This is a genomic window from Dickeya lacustris (genome assembly GCF_029635795.1).
Taxonomy (GTDB): Bacteria; Pseudomonadota; Gammaproteobacteria; order Enterobacterales; family Enterobacteriaceae; genus Dickeya; species Dickeya lacustris.
Map to the genome: position 1 here is coordinate 2,580,626 of NZ_CP114280.1, position 17,497 is coordinate 2,598,122.

The following is a 17,497-nucleotide window of genomic DNA, read 5'->3' on the forward strand; positions in this document are numbered from 1 at the left end:
GATGGATTTCTCGATAATCATCGATAATTTTGGTTATCTGATGTGGGGGTCGTTCCCTGAGGGGCCGCTTGGCGGCGCGGCGCTGACGCTGGCATTAAGCCTGATGGCCGGATGTGCTTCGGCGCTGTTGGGCACGGTGTTGGGGGTTGCGCTGGCGATGAACCGTGGGACAGGCGGCGCGCTACTGGCGCTGGTGTTGGGCTTTTTCCGTGCCATTCCTGTCATCATGCTGATTTTTTGGACTTATTTCTTATTACCGATAGTGTTCGGCGTGGATATTCCGGCTATCACCACCGTGGTGTGCGCGTTGACGCTCATCGCCTCTGCCTATCTGGCTCATGGCGTGAAAGCGGGCATTATGGCAATTGCTGTGGGGCAGTGGCAGGCGGGGCTGTCGCTCGGGTTGGGGCGCTGGCAGACGCTGTGGTATATCGTACTGCCGCAGGCATTGCGCATGATGGTGCCTTCGTTCATCAATCAGTGGATCTCGCTGATTAAAGACACCTCGCTGGCCTATATTGTCGGCGTGGGCGAACTGACCTTTCTTGCCACGCAGGTCAATAACCGCAGCATGGTCTACCCTGCCGAAGTGTTTTTGTTTATTGCACTGGTCTATTTTGTATTTTGTCTGGCCCTGGAAGCGGTGGCGCACGCTGTGCGCCAGCGTTTTAGCACCACGCCGGTGCCTGCGCGCCGCAGGCTGTTTGGCTGGCGTCGTGCCGTTAACATTGCACACGTCAGCAATCCGCCAATCGACGATCCACAAATCAACGATCTACAAATCCATGATCTACAAATCAACAATCCGCAGCGAGAGGCGCGATAGCAACAACACTCTGTATTCAGTCTGTTAGCGAAAACCCTTGCTGCCGCCACAGCATGGGTAGCTGTGCCATGTCATGGAACATAGTGACTTGCGGGTGATGGATGGGAGCGTTGTGCTCATCGGCGCAGTAGTAAAATACCGCAATGCCTGCCGCTATCCCTGCCTGAGTGCCGGAAACCGAATCTTCCACCAAAATACAGCGTGAGATCTCCACCCCCATTTCATTGGCGGCATGGTGCAGTAATGCGGGATCGGGTTTCCATTTGCCAATGTCATAGCCGCTATAAAGGTGTTGACCAAAGAACGGCAATAAGCCGGTTAAACCCAGCGAGTGCTGCATTTTGCTGACCGGGCCGTTAGACACTACGGCGGTGGGCACCCGTAGCGCCTCCAGAACTGCTTTAACACCGGGGATCGGTTGCAGTGAGAGATCAAAAAGTCGCGCCACTTCCGAGCGAAAATGTCGCTCCAGTTGTTCAACCGAGACCGTTAAATCAAAACGCGTGCTGATGCGTTCAATGATGTCGTAAAGCTTCATGCCTTTAAACGTTTGAATGACCTCGGCCAGCGGTAACTGCACGCCGTAGGGCTTGAAGATATTCACATAAGCCTGACAACAAATGACCTCGCTATCGACCAGCGTGCCATCACAGTCGAAAAGTACACACTCAATTATCGACATTCACACTCCTCATAAACGCCGCTTAACCTCGGGGTAAGGTGGCGATGATTAACCACTTTACCTGACCGATCATTGATTACGATAGCGGATGATTTTCCCGGATAGAAAAACATGAACAAACGTTTTCGCAACAAGAACGGCAGCGAAAGCGTAGCGATCAGGCGCAAGATATAGAAAATTATTATGGCCGGGAAAAAAAAGCCACCCGGCGCGTTAACTGCCGCGCATTTTGGTATAGGATACCGGGCGATTCTGTTTCCTTTTTCTTCTTTAGGTTATTTCTCATGGATAAATCTCAGTCTGGTTCCGTTGCACCGCAGGGGCTGCTGGAGCGCGTGTTTAAGCTCAAACAGCATGGCACCACGGCGCGTACTGAAACGATTGCCGGGTTCACTACGTTTCTGACGATGGTCTACATCGTGTTCGTTAACCCGCAGATCCTCGGCGCAGCGGGTATGGATACCAAAGCGGTATTCGTCACGACCTGCCTGATTGCCGCTTTTGGCAGCATTTTTATGGGATTACTGGCCAATTTACCGGTAGCGCTGGCTCCGGCGATGGGCTTGAATGCCTTTTTTGCTTTTGTGGTGGTCGGTACCATGGGCTTACCCTGGCAGGTGGCGATGGGCGCTATTTTCTGGGGCGCTATCGGATTTTTATTGCTGACCGTATTCCAGGTGCGCTATTGGATGGTGGCCAATATCCCGCAAAGTCTGCGTCTTGGCATTGCCAGCGGGATTGGTCTGTTGATTGCGATGATCGGCCTGAAAAATGCGGGCATTATTGTGCCTAACCCGGAAACGCTGGTGGCCGTTGGCAAAATGACCTCGCACGGCGTGCTGCTTGGGGTACTGGGTTTCTTTATTATTGTGGTGTTGGCTCATCGCAATATCCATGCCGCCGTGCTTATCTCGATTGCCGTTACCACTCTGCTTGGCGTTATGCTGGGGGATGTGAAATACACCGGTATTTTCTCTATGCCGCCGAGCGTCACCAGCGTGGTCGGGCAGGTTGATCTGGCCGGTTCGCTGAATTTGGGGCTTTCTGGCGTCATCTTCTCTTTTATGCTGGTCAACCTGTTTGACTCCTCCGGTACGCTGATTGGCGTGACGGATAAAGCTGGTCTGGTGGATGCGCGCGGCAAGTTTCCACGTATGAAACAGGCGCTGTATGTTGACAGTATCAGTTCGGTTGCCGGGGCGTTTATCGGGACGTCATCGGTCACGGCGTATATCGAAAGCTCATCCGGCGTGTCTGTTGGCGGGCGTACCGGGTTGACGGCGGTTGTCGCCGGGGCGTTGTTCCTGCTGGTGATTTTCCTGTCTCCGCTCGCTGGCATGGTGCCAGCTTATGCGGCTGCGGGCGCGCTGATTTACGTTGGGGTATTGATGACCTCAAGCCTGGCGCGTGTGAGCTGGGATGACCTGACCGAAGCGGTGCCCGCGTTCATTACTGCGGTAATGATGCCGTTTACTTTCTCGATTACCGAAGGGATTGCATTTGGTTTTATCGCCTATGCCATCATGAAAGCAGCAACCGGTCGCTGGCGTGATATCAGCCCGTGCGTGGTGGCGGTTGCGGTGCTATTCCTGTTGAAAATCGTCTTTATTGACGCGCATTAATTCTCCGCGAGCCGGGTTGCCCCGGCTCGCGCCTTTCTTCGGCTCTTTTTTCTGCCCCCTCGTTACATCACATACTGCGGAGAAGCATGCTCCGTCGCGTGGCTACTTAATTTGATATAACGCCGCGATTGGCGCTGTTGATGGACAATTTCGCCGCTTTTACGCATACCGTAAGCCGAGGTGTAATTCCACATCACCAGACGATCCAGTCTTGGCGTGTGAGCGCAGGCCCAGGCCAGGTAGTCGTCAATGTCGCTGACCACTTCCACTTCCGGTATATGCCGCGAGCGCAGGCGACCAGAGGCCGGATGCAGTTTCAGCGACTCCGGCCCGCCGGTATGGAAACCGGGGATCTTTAGCACTGACTGGCGAATGGTGCATAGCTGAGTAGCGGCTTCGAGAGGGTCTAACTGGGCGTCAATCCAGGCTTTTTCCGCGTGAGTCTGGGTTTGCAGGTGAGTGGGCGTTTCACGACTCCAGACGCGGATAATTTCGACATCCATACCGACTTTCCCCTCTTCACTGAGCAGGATGGCGATGGTATTTCCTGCGTAGCCAAGGCTGAAATCGGGTAGATGAGGGTCAACAAAACAGGGTCTGCCGTTTGGCGAAACCATTAACGGTGGCAGAACCGGATAACCGAAAAAATAAAACATCATTTCTGCCAACAGCGCGCGGCCTTTCAGATAGCGCTCGCGGCGCTTAACAGAAAAGCTGTGCGTGGATGAAATCAGGTCATCCGATAACCGTTGCAGATCGGGTAACGCCTCCGTGCTTGCCCACCTGACGAAATGACAGGTCATATTCACTCCATGATGCCAACGAAAAAAAACCGATAGTTTTTAGTAGAATACTGCGATGCGAAGTCATTGCTGACGCATACCGCCAGACAAAATCTGTGACAAAGAAAAACTGGCGGATAAATCGGCGATAATTATTCCTGCCAGTGCAGAATACGTCAAAACGCACTTTTTATTAAAACTGATTTTATTTTAATTGAAACAAAAATCGGGGCTGTATCACATCCTGCCACACCCCTGCGGGCCGGAGAAGTCTGTCGAGTCACTTATGATTGCATGCCCGGTGAAGAGTGCCCTCTTCACCGGGGATTTATCAACGCAGATGGATGTCCGTGCGGGGCCATGCAGAGCGTTGTTGCTTCTCATGAACCAGTTCGGCGATTGCTTCTGGCGTGACGAGTTGGAGTGCTGAGGTGGGGCAAACCCGCACACAGGATGGGCTTTGCGCAACACCGATGCACAGATCGCATTTATGAATGTCACTGCCGGAGGCGCATTGCCCGTCATCAGATAAGCGAGCAACCACATTAATGGCACCAAATGGGCAAGCGATGACACAGCTTTTGCAACCGATGCACCGTGAGGCAATAACCTGAATGCTGTTTTGGTGCTGCACCAGCGCATCATGCGGGCAAACGCTGGCGCACGGCGCATTTTCACATTGATGACATAATACAGGCGTACTCACGTTAGCATTTTTTATTACTTTTAGGCGCGGAAAAAAGTGCGATTTATGCAATTTTTGTTGGTCGCCGCCAGCATGGGCGACCGCACACGCTATTTCACAGGTACGGCAGCCGATGCATTTGGCCGCATCGGCGATGACAAACGAATTCATGGCTTACACCCCTGCGGTTGAACCGGTCTGTGGCTGCACCGGTGTGACGGGTAATGACATGTCTGGTACATCAATGCCCATGACATGCAGCATACCCTGTGCGGCGTAACGCCCGTCAGCGATAGCCGTCACGACCAAATCGGCACCGCGCACCGCATCGCCGCCCGCAAACACCCGTTGATGGTTCGTTTGGCAGGGCTGGTTTTTAGCGGTTTTTTTCGCTGCGTCATGCGGTGCTGCGGTGATGTGCCCCCATTGATTCAGCGTGATGTGAGCCTCTTGTAACCACGGCATGCTGTGGCTCTGAAACCCAAAGGCCGTGATGATAGCATCAGCCGGTTGAATAAATTCTGACCCGGCAATCGGTTTGGGACGGCGGCGACCACTGGCATCCGGCTCACCCATTTCGGTTCGAATCAGGCTGACGCCGCACACCGCGCCATCGTCGTTCAGGCAAATATTAACCGGCTGAACATTGAATAAAAATTCCACACCTTCTTCGCGTGAGTTTTTCACTTCTTTACGGGAGCCTGGCATGTTGGCTTCGTCACGGCGATAAGCGCAGGTAACAGAGGTCGCTCCCTGACGAATCGAGGTACGCAGGCAATCCATCGCCGTATCGCCGCCGCCGAGCACCACGACCCGTTTTCCTTCCATTGAGACATAGGGCTCATCTGGCAGGGCGGGGAGCCCCATAACGTGTTTGGTGTTGGCAATCAGAAACGGCAGCGCGTCATAAACGCCGGGGGCGTCTTCATGCTCAAGGTTGGCTTTCATTGAGCGGTAGGTGCCGACGCCAAGAAACACGGTATCGAACTCCTCCAGTAGCTGCGTCATGCTGATATCACGCCCCACTTCGGTATTGAGGCGAAACTCGATACCCATGGCGCTGAACATGTCGCGGCGGTAGGTCAGTACCGATTTATCCAGTTTGAACGCCGGGATGCCGAACGTCAGCAACCCGCCAATTTCCGGGTGACGGTCAAATACCACCGCCTGAACACCGTGACGCGCCAGCACATCGGCGCACGCCAAACCTGCCGGGCCTGCGCCGACAATCGCCGCCCGCTTGCCGGTGGCCGCGACATGGCTTAAATCAGGCTTCCAGCCCATCGCAATCGCTGTATCGGTGATGTAGCGCTCAATATTGCCGATGGTGACGGCACCAAAGCCTTTTCCTAGCGTACATGCACCTTCGCACAGCCGGTCTTGCGGGCAAACCCGGCCACAAATCTCCGGCAGGCTGCTGGTTCGGTGTGACAATTCAACGGCATCAAGAATGCGCCCTTGCTGCACCAGATCTAATAACGCGGGAATATTGTTGTGTAGCGGGCATGTCCATTCACAGATGGCGTGTTGCCCGCAGTGCAGGCAGCGACTGGCCTGATCGTGGGTTTGCTCAGGGCTAAAGCCGTGGTAAATCTCGTCAAAGGTGGTTTTTCGCTGAGTGAGCGGTTTTTTCACGGCGTCACGGCGCGGCCAGTTTTTATGGGTGTCCAGCGGGTGGCATGACAGGCCAGCCAGTGTCGGCGTTCCCCGCATAGTACCGGGCAAACCGGCTTGCGCCGTGCGCAGTTGCTTGGCGCGTCGCTGTTCTTCCAGCGCAGCCTCGTTCACAAACCGCAGCGCGTTGGTCGGGCAGGCTTCAACGCAGGCCTGGCCTTGTGGCCGGTCGATACACAGGTCGCATTTGTGCGCCAGCATGCTGTCAGCCAGGGTGTGTTGCCGTGGCGTATTGTATTGCGTCTGAGGTTCAACGCTAATGGCACCAAATGGACATGCCAGTACGCAGGTTTTACAACCAATGCACTTTTCAGCCTGTAGCTGCACGCCGCCTTGGTGTTTTACCAGCGCCTGTGTCGGACATACGCTGGCACAGGGGGCGTCTTCGCAGTGACGGCATGTTACCGCAGTATGCTGCTCTGCCTTGTCAAATACCTTGATTCGTGGACGAAAATCTTGCCTGTTTTGTGGGTAACATCCGTCATTATGGGATATCACGCAGGCAATTTCGCAGGCTTTACAGCCGATACAATCCTTCGCATTGGCGATAACAAACTGATTCATATCCTCTCCCGACACGTACAACTGGGTATATAGATGAGTTGCCGAGCGCCGTCAGGCATGCCGAGGCCTTCTCAGGTAAGTGGTTTACCAGCGTGGCTGCGGGTGTCTGTTGCGATGGCTGGCAGGCTCTACCGATGTCCTGTTCACAGGCAATCTCGGCGCTAGCGGAACCAGCGTTAGCGGGTCACTCGGAAAGTGATGCTGAAAGGGGCTGTTACCTGTCTCGTCAGGAGAAAAAATAGCGATCCCCTCGGTTTTTTAAGGCGTGTTTCACAGGGCATCCCAACACGACCTAAAATGCATCCTAACGGCTCAGGAGCGGTGAAATCTTGATATAGAACAGAGAATGTGGGGTAAAAATAACCAGAGTTTTTCGTGCGTTTATCAAAAATGCGGTGTGATGAACTGCGCATGAGCGGTTAGCCGCGCTTTGCCTATTCACACCTGCTGCCGGAATGCGCTAATTATCGTCTGGCGTCGATATTGCAGCATCGATATTGCAAGTGATGATTAGTTTCATTTCCATCGGGCTGAAATAGCGTGGCAATGTTGTCAGATGGCAATTTTTTACTATTCTTTGTTAATGATAGTAAAAGGAAAATACAAAAAAATGACGGCGAAAAGGGTAAGAAAACGTAATCAGTTTAGCGGCAATGATTTTTTAATAGCACGATAAGTAATTTTTATGAATTAAAGAGTAAAAGGTATTAATAATGCATTAAATAATATTTCGTGAAATCTAATGGCTGCTTGTGTGTTGATTTTAATGTGATTTTTGTCACGAAATTCTTTTTTCGTTTATCGACCTATTTCGCCATACGCCGTTGGCGCAAGCGTGTGAGTGGTTGTTGAAAATCGGTGTCGGCGTGTTACGAATAATGTTGCAAACATTATGTCGCACCGGTGCGACGTGGAAACATTATGCCGATGTAACACGAAGTATGACGGATATATATGAAATGAGCGCGCCATTGGTGGTAGTGTGTCAACGCTATTTATATTGACGATGGGTTTAAACATCGCTTGCTACTCTTTTGTCGGCGACATGGCTTGCAGAGACCTCTTTGCACAGGCGACGAGCGAACAAAAGAGGGAATTGATGTGAGTGGGCGATGTCCAAGGGATTTGGGTATAGCCTGGCGAGTCAGTGTTTGATGATCAGGCTCTTAATATTCAGCTAAGAAATGTTCGTTATGATCACCACTTAGCGCTTATTTCAACGGGTTTATTGGCGTAGCCAGCGTGCTTGCACGCAGGACGAAGGCGGGCCGGGTGAAAGCCGCCGGTTTCTCGATGGTTGATGACATAAATCTGATGGTGAGCGTTACGTGACCGGATGAAAATAGGGTGGAGTGCGTTCTGACAGGCGCAGTCTGGCGCGGTATTCGCCTGAGCGATGGTCATGCTGCGGTGGGTTGATGGCCTTTTGCCATTTGGCGGTCATCTTGCTGTCATTAATCGCTTTTCTACTGATTCTTCATAAGGATTCAAGACGTGGTTTCCTCTTAACGCATTTACCCCCTGACTCGAATCCTGATAGCGGGTGGCGTGCCTTTGGCGTTCCCCCCTGTCGCGCCAGTAATCATAGAATTAACCTGAGAGTGAATTTTTACATGGCTGATTTTCTACCTTTCTCACGCCCTGCATTAGGTGAGGAAGAACTCGCTGCGGTCGGGCAGGTTCTTCGTTCTGGATGGATTACCACAGGTCCCAAGAATCAGGAACTGGAACAACAGTTTGCCGCCCTCACCGGCGCAAAACATGCCATTTCGTTCAGCTCTGCCACCGGAGGCATGCATGTTACGCTCATGGCGCTGGGTATCGGCGCTGGCGATGAGGTGATTACGCCTTCGCTGACCTGGGTGTCCACCCTGAATATGATTGTGCTGTTGGGTGCCGAGCCGGTCATGATTGATGTAGACCGCGATAATCTGATGGTCACGCCGCAGGCGATTGAAGCTGCGATTACGCCGCGCACTAAAGCCATCATTCCGGTGCATTATGCGGGGGCTCCGGCGGATATGGATGCCATCCGCGAGATTGGTCGTCGTCATGGTATTGCGGTGATTGAAGATGCGGCTCACGCCGCTGGGACGTATTACCGTGGTCGCCATATTGGGCATGAAGGCACGGCGATTTTCTCCTTCCACGCCATCAAAAACATGACCTGTGCCGAAGGCGGCCTGGTGGTGACGGATGACGATGCCTTAGCAAGCCGCATTCGCAGCCTGAAATTCCACGGCCTGGCGGTGGATGCATTTGACCGTATGGTGCAAGGGCGCGCACCGCAGGCTGAAGTGGTGTCGCCGGGCTTTAAGTACAACCTGCCGGATATCAGTGCGGCGATTGCGCTGGTGCAGCTCGATAAACTGGCGGCTAACAATGCGCGCCGCGCCGAGCTGGCACAGCGTTATTTACAAAAACTGGCTGATTTGCCGTTTGAGCCATTGTCACTGCCTGACTGGCCACATCAGCACGCCTGGCATCTGTTCATTATCCGGGTGGATGAAGCGCGCTGCGGCATTGACCGCGATGGGCTGATGCAGGCGTTAAAAGAGCGCAATATCGGCACTGGCCTGCATTTCCGCGCCGCCCATACCCAGAAGTATTACCGCGAGCGTTTCCCTGATGTGCATTTGCCGAATTCTGACTGGAACTCCGCGCGCATCTGCTCTTTGCCGCTGTTCCCGGATATGCGCGATGAGGATGTAGACAGGGTCGTCGAGGCATTAACCGAATTGGCGGGGAAACGCTGATGCTTGAGATGGACGCTATTAAAAAAGTCTCTGTGGTTATTCCTGTGTTTAACGAGCAGGAGAGCCTGCCGGAGTTAATTCGGCGCACCACCGATGCGTGCGAGAAGCTCAACCGTGAATATGAGATTCTGCTGGTGGATGACGGCAGCAGCGACAATTCTGCCGAATTGCTGACTGAAGCTGCGCAAGTGCCGGGTAGCCGCGTGATTGCGGTGATCCTCAATCGTAATTACGGGCAGCATTCGGCGATTATGGCTGGCTTTAGCCATGTTTCGGGCGATCTTATCATCACGCTGGATGCTGATTTGCAAAATCCGCCGGAAGAGATCCCCCGGCTGGTGGAGACCGCCGACCAAGGCTTTGATGTGGTGGGCACCATTCGTGAGAACCGGCAAGACAGTGTCTTTCGTAAAACCGCCTCGCGCATGATCAATCGCCTGATTCAGCACACGACCGGCAAGGCGATGAACGATTACGGCTGTATGCTGCGCGCTTATCGCCGCCACATTATCGATGCCATGTTGCATTGCCATGAACGCAGCACTTTCATTCCTATTCTCGCCAATACCTTTGCCCGTCGCACCACCGAGATACTGGTGCGCCATTCAGAGCGTGAATTTGGCGACTCTAAATACAGCTTCATGAAGCTGATTAACCTGATGTATGACCTGGTGACGTGCCTGACCACCACGCCGCTGCGTTTATTGAGCGTGGTGGGCAGCATCATCGCCATCTCCGGTTTTACGCTGGCGCTGTTGCTTATCCTGCTGCGGCTGTTTTTTGGCGCGGCGTGGGCGGCGGATGGCGTATTCACGCTGTTTGCCGTGCTGTTTACCTTTATCGGCGCACAGTTCGTCGGTATGGGGCTGTTGGGCGAATATATCGGACGCATCTATAACGATGTCCGCGCCCGTCCCCGCTATTTTATTCAACGTATTGTTGGCAACGATCCACGATTTTCTGAACAGGACAATGAAGAATGAAAGCAGTTGTTTTTGCCTATCATGATCTCGGCTGCGTGGGACTCCGCGCGTTAGTGGCAGCGGGTTATACCGTAGAAGCGGTGTTTACCCACGCAGATAATCCAGCGGAAAATCAGTTCTTTGGATCGGTTGCCCGTACTGCGGCGGAGCTGGGGATTCCGGTTTTTGCGCCCGAAGACGTCAACCACCCGCTGTGGGTTGAGCGTATTGCGGCGATGTCGCCGGACGTGATTTTCTCGTTCTATTATCGCAACCTGTTGAGCGATGCCATTTTGCAAAGCGCGCCGCGCGGTGCATTCAACCTGCATGGCTCGCTGCTGCCGCGCTACCGTGGCCGCGCGCCGCTGAACTGGGTATTGGTTAACGGTGAAACCGAAACCGGCGTGACGTTGCACCGCATGGTGGCGCGTGCCGACGCCGGTAACATTGTTGCCCAGCACAGCGTGGCAATTGACGATGCGGATACCGCGCTCAGTCTGCACCATAAATTGCGTGATGCCGCCCGCAACGTGCTGGAAACCGCGCTGCCGGCCATTAAAGCCGGTAACGCACAGGAAACCGCGCAGGATGAAAGCCAGGCCACCTATGTTGGCCGCCGTACCCCGGAAGATGGCCGCATTGAGTGGCAGAAACCGGCGCGTGCGCTGTTTAACCTGGTGCGCGCGGTGACGGAACCGTGGCCGGGCGCGTTCAGCTTCGTCGGTACCACCAAATTTATTATCTGGCAGACCAAAATCCGTACCGATTTCCCGGCGGCGAAACCGGGTACGGTGCTCAGTACCTCGCCGCTGGTGGTCGCCTGTGGTAGCGATGCGCTGGAAATCGTGACCGGGCAGGGCGATAACGGTATTTATCTGCAAGGTTCACAACTGGCTCAAAGCCTTGGCCTGGTGACGGGTGCCATCCTCAATAATTCACCGATGGTGAGCGTGAAGCGCCGCACCCGCGTCTTGATTCTTGGCGTGAATGGTTTTATCGGCAACCACCTGACCGAGCGTTTGTTGCAGGAAGATAACTACGAAGTGTTCGGGCTGGACATCAGTTCCGATGCCATTGAGCGCTTCCTCGGCAACCCGCGTTTCCACTTCGTGGAAGGCGATATCAGCATTCACTCTGAGTGGATTGAATACCACATCAAAAAATGTGATGTGGTGCTGCCGCTGGTGGCCATCGCTACGCCGATTGAGTACACCCGTAACCCGCTGCGCGTGTTCGAGCTGGATTTCGAAGAGAACCTGAAAACCATCCGTGATTGCGTGAAGTACAAAAAACGCATCATTTTCCCGTCCACGTCTGAAGTGTACGGCATGTCTACCGACCCGGTGTTCGACGAAGACAACTCTAACCTTATCGTCGGGCCTATCAACAAACAGCGCTGGATTTACTCGGTATCCAAGCAACTGCTGGATCGCGTTATCTGGGCTTACGGCGAAAAAGAGGGGCTGCGTTTCACCCTGTTCCGTCCGTTCAACTGGATGGGGCCGCGTCTGGATAACCTGAATGCCGCGCGTATCGGCAGCTCTCGCGCCATCACCCAGTTGATCCTCAACCTGGTGGAAGGCTCGCCTATCAAGCTGGTGGACGGTGGTCGGCAGAAACGCTGCTTTACCGACATCAAAGACGGTATCGAAGCGCTGTTCCGCATCATCGAAAACAAAAATGGTGTGTGCGACGGGCAAATCATCAACATCGGCAACCCGGACAACGAAGCGAGCATTCGCCAGCTGGCAGAACAGCTGCTGGAGAGCTTTGAGAAGCACCCGCTGCGTAACCAGTTCCCGCCGTTTGCCGGTTTCCGCGAAGTGGAAAGCAGCAGCTACTACGGCAAAGGCTATCAGGATGTGGAGCACCGCAAACCGAGCATCCGTAATGCCAAACGTCTGTTGAACTGGCAGCCTTCGATTGAGATGGAGAAAACCGTGGCAGAAACGCTGGACTTCTTCCTCCAGACCGTTGAGAACGGGCAATTTAGTCAGGACGGCGAATAAAACAGGACTGCGAATGATAAACGTAGGGTTACGGATTGATGTCGATACCTGGCGAGGCACCCGAGTCGGGGTGCCGCGTTTGCTGGAGTTGCTCGATGTGTATGACGTTCGCGGCAGCTTTTTCTTCAGCGTCGGGCCCGACAACATGGGGCGTCACCTCTGGCGTCTGATTCGCCCTGTATTTTTGTGGAAAATGCTGCGCTCACGCGCAGCATCGCTGTATGGCTGGGACATTTTGCTGGCAGGGACGGCATGGCCGGGCCGGGTGATTGGCCGTGGCTTGCCGGAGCCTATCCGCGCAGCGGCGAAGCGCCATGAGGTAGGGCTGCACGCCTGGGATCACTTTGCCTGGCAAACCTGGGCAGGCGTGTGGGATCAGGCCAAAATGGAACAGCAGACTCGGCTGGCCTATGAGTCGTTGCAGTCGATTACCGGCGAGCCGGTCATATGCTCGGCGGTGGCGGGCTGGCGAGCAGACCAAACCACGGTTGAGGCCAAGCAGGCATTTGGTTTTCGCTACAACAGTGATTGTCGCGGCACAGCGCCGTTTCGCCCGCTGCTTAACGACGGCAGCACCGGTACGGTACAAATTCCGGTGACGTTGCCGACCTGGGATGAAGCGGTGGGGCGCGAAACCAGCGCGGCAGAATTTAACCGCTATATTCTCGATAAGATTCATCAGGATAAGGGTACGCCGGTCTATACCATTCATGCCGAAGTCGAAGGCATTGTCATGAGTTCACAGTTTAGTGAACTGCTGGCGCTGGCAGAGCAGGAGGGGATTCGCTTTTGCCCGCTCAGTGAACTGTTACCTGATGACCTCTCAACATTACCCGTCGGGCGCGTAGTGCGCGGCTCCCTTGCCGGGCGCGATGGCTGGCTGGGGTGCCAACAGACCGGGGAGACGGCCTGATGAAATACGCACGTCAGACAACGCTGTGGGCGGCGTTGTTGCTGCTTTATTACTTTATTCCTCTCAATGGCCGACTGTTGTGGCAGCCGGATGAAACCCGCTATGCGGAAATCAGCCGGGAAATGCTGGCCGGTGGCAACTGGGTTGCGCCGCATTTTTTCGGCATTCGCTATTTTGAAAAACCGATTGCCGGTTACTGGGTGAACAGTATCGGCCAGTGGCTGCTGGGTGATAACAATGCCGGGGTGCGCGCCGGTGCGGTGTTCTCGATTCTGCTCACCGCGCTGTTGGTTTACTGGCTGGCGGAGCGGTTATGGCAACACCGGCGAACCTCATTGCTGGCGGCGGCCATCTACCTGAGCTGTTTTCTGGTCTACGGCATCGGCACCTATGCGGTGCTCGACCCGATAGTGACGCTGTGGCTGGCAGCGGCCATGTGCAGCTTTTGGGCGGCGACGCAGGCTGTCACTCGCGCCAGCAAGGTCGGCGGCTACCTGCTGCTGGGGGTCGTGTGCGCCATGGGCTTCATGACCAAAGGGTTTTTGGCGCTGGCGGTGCCGGTGATAGCGGTGCTGCCGTGGGTGGCGCTGGAAAAACGCTGGAAAGAGGTGCTGCTGTATGGGCCGCTGGCGATTGTCAGCGCGGTGTTGGTGTCGCTCCCCTGGGCGCTGGCGGTTGCGCGTCAGGAGCCGGATTTCTGGCATTATTTCTTTTGGGTCGAGCATATTCAGCGTTTTGCCGATTCGGAAAATGCACAGCACAAAGCGCCATTCTGGTATTACCTGCCTGTTCTGGTCGCCGGTGCGCTGCCGTGGCTGGCGCTGTTGCCTGCCTCGTTAGGCTTTGGCTGGCGTGAGCGCCACCAGCAGCGCGGCGTGTTTTACTTATTGAGCTGGGCGGTGATGCCGTTCCTGTTCTTTAGCGTCGCCAAAGGGAAACTGCCAACCTATATTCTGCCGTGCTTTGCGCCGCTGGCGCTGTTAATGGCGCGGCGCGCCACCACGCTACTCAATCATCGCCTGTTAACCATCAATGGCTGGATCAATCTGGTGTTCGGCCTGCTGTGCGCGTTGGTTGTACTGCTGGTGCTGGCACCGTGGGGAATCGGCCGCCCGCTCTATCAGCCGCAAGAAACCACGAAAGTGCTGCTGGGCGTTGCGGGATTCCTGTTTTGGGCGCTGGTTGGGGGATGGACGCTGCGGCGTGCCGCAATACGCTGGTATTGGGCGGCGGCCTGCCCGCTGGGTATTGCCTTGCTGATAGGCATGGCGATCCCTCAGCGCGTGGTAGAAACCAAGAACCCACAGTGGTTTGTGCGTAATGTGGCCTCGCCGCTCTCGCAGAGTCGCTATATTCTGGCCGACAGCGTGGGGATGGCGTCGGCTATCGCCTGGGAGCAAAAGCGCAGCGATATTCTGATGTATGACAATACAGGTGAGCTGGAGTATGGCTTGTCATACCCGGACAGCGCTCATCGAATGGTGTCTGAAGCGGCATTTGCCGATTGGCTGGCGGTTCATCGGCGTGAGGGCAACGTCTCTTTGGTGCTGATGTTCTCTTCGGAAAATGATCCGATAGTCGGTGTTCCCCCGGCGGATAATACTTACCGGCAGGGGCGGGTTGCCTTGCTGTGGTATCGCCAGCAATGACCGATTATGCGTTGATTTTGCTGGTCAGTTTGCTCACCTGTGCAGGCCAGCTCAGTCAAAAACAGGCGGCAAGCTGGCAGGGCGGCGGCACCCGACGTAGACATATTATGCTGTGGATGGGCATCAGTGTGTTGTTGTTAGGGCTGGCGATGTTGCTGTGGCTGGCGATATTGCAGCGTGTGGCCGTCAGTGTGGCGTATCCGATGTTGAGCCTGAATTTTATTCTGGTGGCGCTGGCGGCGCGCTGGCTATGGCAGGAAGCGATTAGCGTGCATCAGTCAGTGGGGATTGTGCTAATTGTGCTCGGAGTCATTCTGATGGGAGTGAGCGTGTGAAAGGCTATGGATGGGCATTATTGAGTGTGCTGTTGGTGAGTGGGGCGCAGTTATCAATGAAATGGGGGATGTCCCAACTGCCCGCATTGACCGAACCGCTACCGTTCATGTTTGCAGCGCTGGCGTTGCCGCTGGCTGCCGCTGCGGTGTTTGCCGGGTTGCTGGCGTATGCGCTATCAATGCTGTGCTGGTTTAATGCGCTGCGTTTTTTGCCACTCAGCCGCGCCTATCCGCTGTTAAGCCTCAGTTACGTGCTGGTGTGGGGACTGGCGGTGGCGTTACCTATTTTCCCTGATACTTTTAGTACCGGCAAATTGCTGGCGATCGCGCTGATTATTGGCGGCGTGTGGCTGGTGTGTGGTCGGCACCCCTCACGTTTGCACGATAGATCCTGATGCTCTTTTTGCCCGTATACGCGTGTTGTCGGTGACTTATTACCGGTAATTATGGTGATGCAGTGGGCTGAGAAAGCGGTGCTAACTGCTGAATCTGTGCCGCCAGCCAGCGTTCGGCCGCTCGCTGTTGATGATGCTGATGGTAATAGATTTTGATGCGATAAGGCGGCACTGGGAAGGGCAACTCATGAATGTTACAACTGGTTAGTGTGGCAAGCTGACTGGCAGCAAAGCGCGGTAGCGTCATTAGCAGGTTACTTTGTCCGATGATAGCTGGTGCAGCCAGCAGCGATTGCATACGCAGTGCGATGGTGCGCTGTTGGCCCAGTTTATCCAACTCGTAGTCGATGGCTCCGCGTATTTCATTCCAGGGTGTAATCACCAGATGACGGGCATTCAGGTATTCTTCCAATGATAATGGTGTCCTATTTTCTCTGAATCGGGTTGCGGTGAGTGCGACGTAATCATCTTCCATCCAATCAATCTCATGAATATCTCCATGTTGCTGATCCGTAAGTTCGGTAAAGCCAAGGGCGAAATCGATGCGACCGGCTCGTAATTCTTCAAAGGCGACTTTCTGATCGCTATGCCTTAACTGGAATTGAAGATGAGGTGCCAGTGACTGGAGCGCCGCAGTTAATACCGGAAAAACGCAAAATGCCGTGTAGTCAGTCACCGAAAACGTAAAGGATTCATGGCTGCTGGCAGGGTCGAAATCAGGCCGCTGGCTAAACCCTTGCTCCAGCAAACGCAGCCCGTCGCCAATGGTGGCAGCCAGATTTTGCGCGAAAACGGTTGGTCGCATTTCCTGACCCGATCGGTAAAACAGCTCATCATTCAGCGTCTTGCGTAACCTGCTCAGGGCATGGCTTAACGCTGAGTTACTGATGGCCAATTCAGAAGCCGCGCGAGTGACTGACTGATGTCGGAAAATGGCATCAAAAACCAGTAATAGATTAAGGTCGAGGCGTCGTAACTGAGGATGCATGATATTCACTATAAATTGATAATATTGCACTTCATGCATTATAACCTAGCGATTAAGCTTGCAACCTAACGCATTCATTACAAGGATCTTCTTATGACCTTACGTATCCGTTGGGCGGCGCAGCAAGATTCCGCCACCATCCTGAATTTTATTCGTGAACTGGCCGAGTATGAGAAAGCGCTGCACGAGGTGAAAACCAACCAGCAGGAGATTGAGCAAACGCTGTTTGGCGACGGTGCCTCTGCCGAAGCGCTGATTTGCGAATGGAACGGTGAACCTATCGGGTTTGCGGTGTTCTTCACCAGCTACTCCACCTGGCTTGGTCGCAACGGTATTTATCTGGAAGACCTGTATGTCTCGCCGCATTATCGCGGTTATGGCGCGGGCAAGGCGTTACTGAAATACATCGCGCGTCTGGCGGTTGAGCGCGGTTGTGGCCGGCTGGAATGGAGCGTGTTGGACTGGAATCAGCCCGCCATTGATTTTTACGACAGCCTGGGCGCGGCACCGCAAAATGAGTGGATACGTTACCGGCTTGAAGGCGACAGCCTGCAACAGGTCGCGCAGTCGTAGCCTGCCAGGACAGCGGCAAAAAACAGGCTGTGGAACGCCCACAGCCTGTAGAGGGTAAACGGACACAGAAAGTCATCCCCTC

The 17,497-nt window shown here is 54.5% G+C and carries 15 protein-coding genes; 10 read left to right on the top strand and 5 right to left on the bottom strand.

Annotated features, from left to right (window positions below):
* Position 1: 1 nt before the first annotated feature.
* Complete coding sequence (locus tag O1Q98_RS11705; RefSeq protein WP_125261252.1) at positions 2 to 826, top strand: amino acid ABC transporter permease; 825 nt, start codon at positions 2 to 4, stop codon at positions 824 to 826.
* Between the two features lie 16 nt (positions 827 to 842).
* On the opposite strand, the gene yieH is transcribed toward O1Q98_RS11705, so the two are convergent.
* Positions 843 to 1,508 (bottom strand): 6-phosphogluconate phosphatase, encoded by a 666-nt coding sequence (gene yieH / locus O1Q98_RS11710; protein ID WP_125261253.1) that lies wholly within the window; start codon positions 1,506 to 1,508, stop codon positions 843 to 845.
* 284 nt (positions 1,509 to 1,792) lie between these two features.
* Between yieH and O1Q98_RS11715 the strand changes: the two genes are divergently transcribed.
* On the top strand, positions 1,793 to 3,130 hold the full coding sequence (locus O1Q98_RS11715) for an NCS2 family permease (RefSeq protein ID WP_125261254.1): 1,338 nt from the start codon (positions 1,793 to 1,795) through the stop codon (positions 3,128 to 3,130).
* Positions 3,131 to 3,192: 62 nt separating this feature from the next.
* Here the strand turns inward: O1Q98_RS11715 and O1Q98_RS11720 are convergent, their stop codons facing one another.
* The 3 genes from O1Q98_RS11720 to aegA form a co-directional block, all read right to left on the bottom strand.
* Positions 3,193 to 3,933 carry a 4'-phosphopantetheinyl transferase family protein gene (locus O1Q98_RS11720; protein WP_125261255.1) on the bottom strand — a complete coding sequence of 247 codons (741 nt, stop codon included), beginning with the start codon at positions 3,931 to 3,933 and terminating at the stop codon, positions 3,193 to 3,195.
* Between the two features lie 310 nt (positions 3,934 to 4,243).
* Positions 4,244 to 4,768: a 4Fe-4S dicluster domain-containing protein gene (locus O1Q98_RS11725; protein ID WP_125261256.1), complete on the bottom strand. Its 525-nt coding sequence runs from the start codon at positions 4,766 to 4,768 to the stop codon at positions 4,244 to 4,246.
* A 3-nt stretch (positions 4,769 to 4,771) separates the two neighbouring features.
* A complete protein-coding gene (aegA, locus tag O1Q98_RS11730) occupies positions 4,772 to 6,835 on the bottom strand; it encodes a formate-dependent uric acid utilization protein AegA (RefSeq protein WP_125261257.1) in 2,064 nt (687 codons plus the stop codon).
* A 1,613-nt stretch (positions 6,836 to 8,448) separates the two neighbouring features.
* Between aegA and arnB the strand changes: the two genes are divergently transcribed.
* Genes arnB through arnF form a run of 7 tightly spaced genes read left to right on the top strand, consistent with a single transcriptional unit; the run spans position 8,449 to position 15,854 of the window.
* Positions 8,449 to 9,591: a UDP-4-amino-4-deoxy-L-arabinose aminotransferase gene (arnB, locus tag O1Q98_RS11735; protein WP_125261258.1), complete on the top strand. Its 1,143-nt coding sequence runs from the start codon at positions 8,449 to 8,451 to the stop codon at positions 9,589 to 9,591.
* Positions 9,591 to 10,574, top strand: a complete 984-nt coding sequence (gene arnC, locus O1Q98_RS11740) for an undecaprenyl-phosphate 4-deoxy-4-formamido-L-arabinose transferase (protein WP_125261259.1) — start codon at positions 9,591 to 9,593, stop codon at positions 10,572 to 10,574. The genes arnB and arnC overlap by 1 nt, the downstream gene beginning before the upstream one ends.
* Positions 10,571 to 12,562, top strand: coding sequence for a bifunctional UDP-4-amino-4-deoxy-L-arabinose formyltransferase/UDP-glucuronic acid oxidase ArnA (gene arnA / locus O1Q98_RS11745; RefSeq protein ID WP_035338850.1), 1,992 nt, complete (start codon positions 10,571 to 10,573; stop codon positions 12,560 to 12,562). The genes arnC and arnA overlap by 4 nt, the downstream gene beginning before the upstream one ends.
* A 13-nt stretch (positions 12,563 to 12,575) precedes the next feature.
* Positions 12,576 to 13,475, top strand: a complete 900-nt coding sequence (gene arnD, locus O1Q98_RS11750) for a 4-deoxy-4-formamido-L-arabinose-phosphoundecaprenol deformylase (RefSeq protein ID WP_125261260.1) — start codon at positions 12,576 to 12,578, stop codon at positions 13,473 to 13,475.
* Positions 13,475 to 15,124: a lipid IV(A) 4-amino-4-deoxy-L-arabinosyltransferase gene (gene arnT / locus O1Q98_RS11755; protein ID WP_125261261.1), complete on the top strand. Its 1,650-nt coding sequence runs from the start codon at positions 13,475 to 13,477 to the stop codon at positions 15,122 to 15,124. The genes arnD and arnT overlap by 1 nt, the downstream gene beginning before the upstream one ends.
* Complete coding sequence (arnE, locus tag O1Q98_RS11760) at positions 15,121 to 15,459, top strand: 4-amino-4-deoxy-L-arabinose-phosphoundecaprenol flippase subunit ArnE (protein ID WP_125261262.1); 339 nt, start codon at positions 15,121 to 15,123, stop codon at positions 15,457 to 15,459. Before arnT ends, arnE begins: the two co-directional genes overlap by 4 nt.
* Positions 15,456 to 15,854, top strand: a complete 399-nt coding sequence (arnF, locus tag O1Q98_RS11765) for a 4-amino-4-deoxy-L-arabinose-phosphoundecaprenol flippase subunit ArnF (protein WP_125261263.1) — start codon at positions 15,456 to 15,458, stop codon at positions 15,852 to 15,854. Before arnE ends, arnF begins: the two co-directional genes overlap by 4 nt.
* 49 nt (positions 15,855 to 15,903) lie before the next feature.
* On the opposite strand, the gene O1Q98_RS11770 is transcribed toward arnF, so the two are convergent.
* Positions 15,904 to 16,842, bottom strand: coding sequence for a LysR family transcriptional regulator (locus O1Q98_RS11770; RefSeq protein WP_164513049.1), 939 nt, complete (start codon positions 16,840 to 16,842; stop codon positions 15,904 to 15,906).
* Between the two features lie 93 nt (positions 16,843 to 16,935).
* Between O1Q98_RS11770 and O1Q98_RS11775 the strand changes: the two genes are divergently transcribed.
* A complete protein-coding gene (locus tag O1Q98_RS11775; RefSeq protein WP_125261265.1) occupies positions 16,936 to 17,415 on the top strand; it encodes a GNAT family N-acetyltransferase in 480 nt (159 codons plus the stop codon).
* Positions 17,416 to 17,497 lie beyond the last annotated feature (82 nt).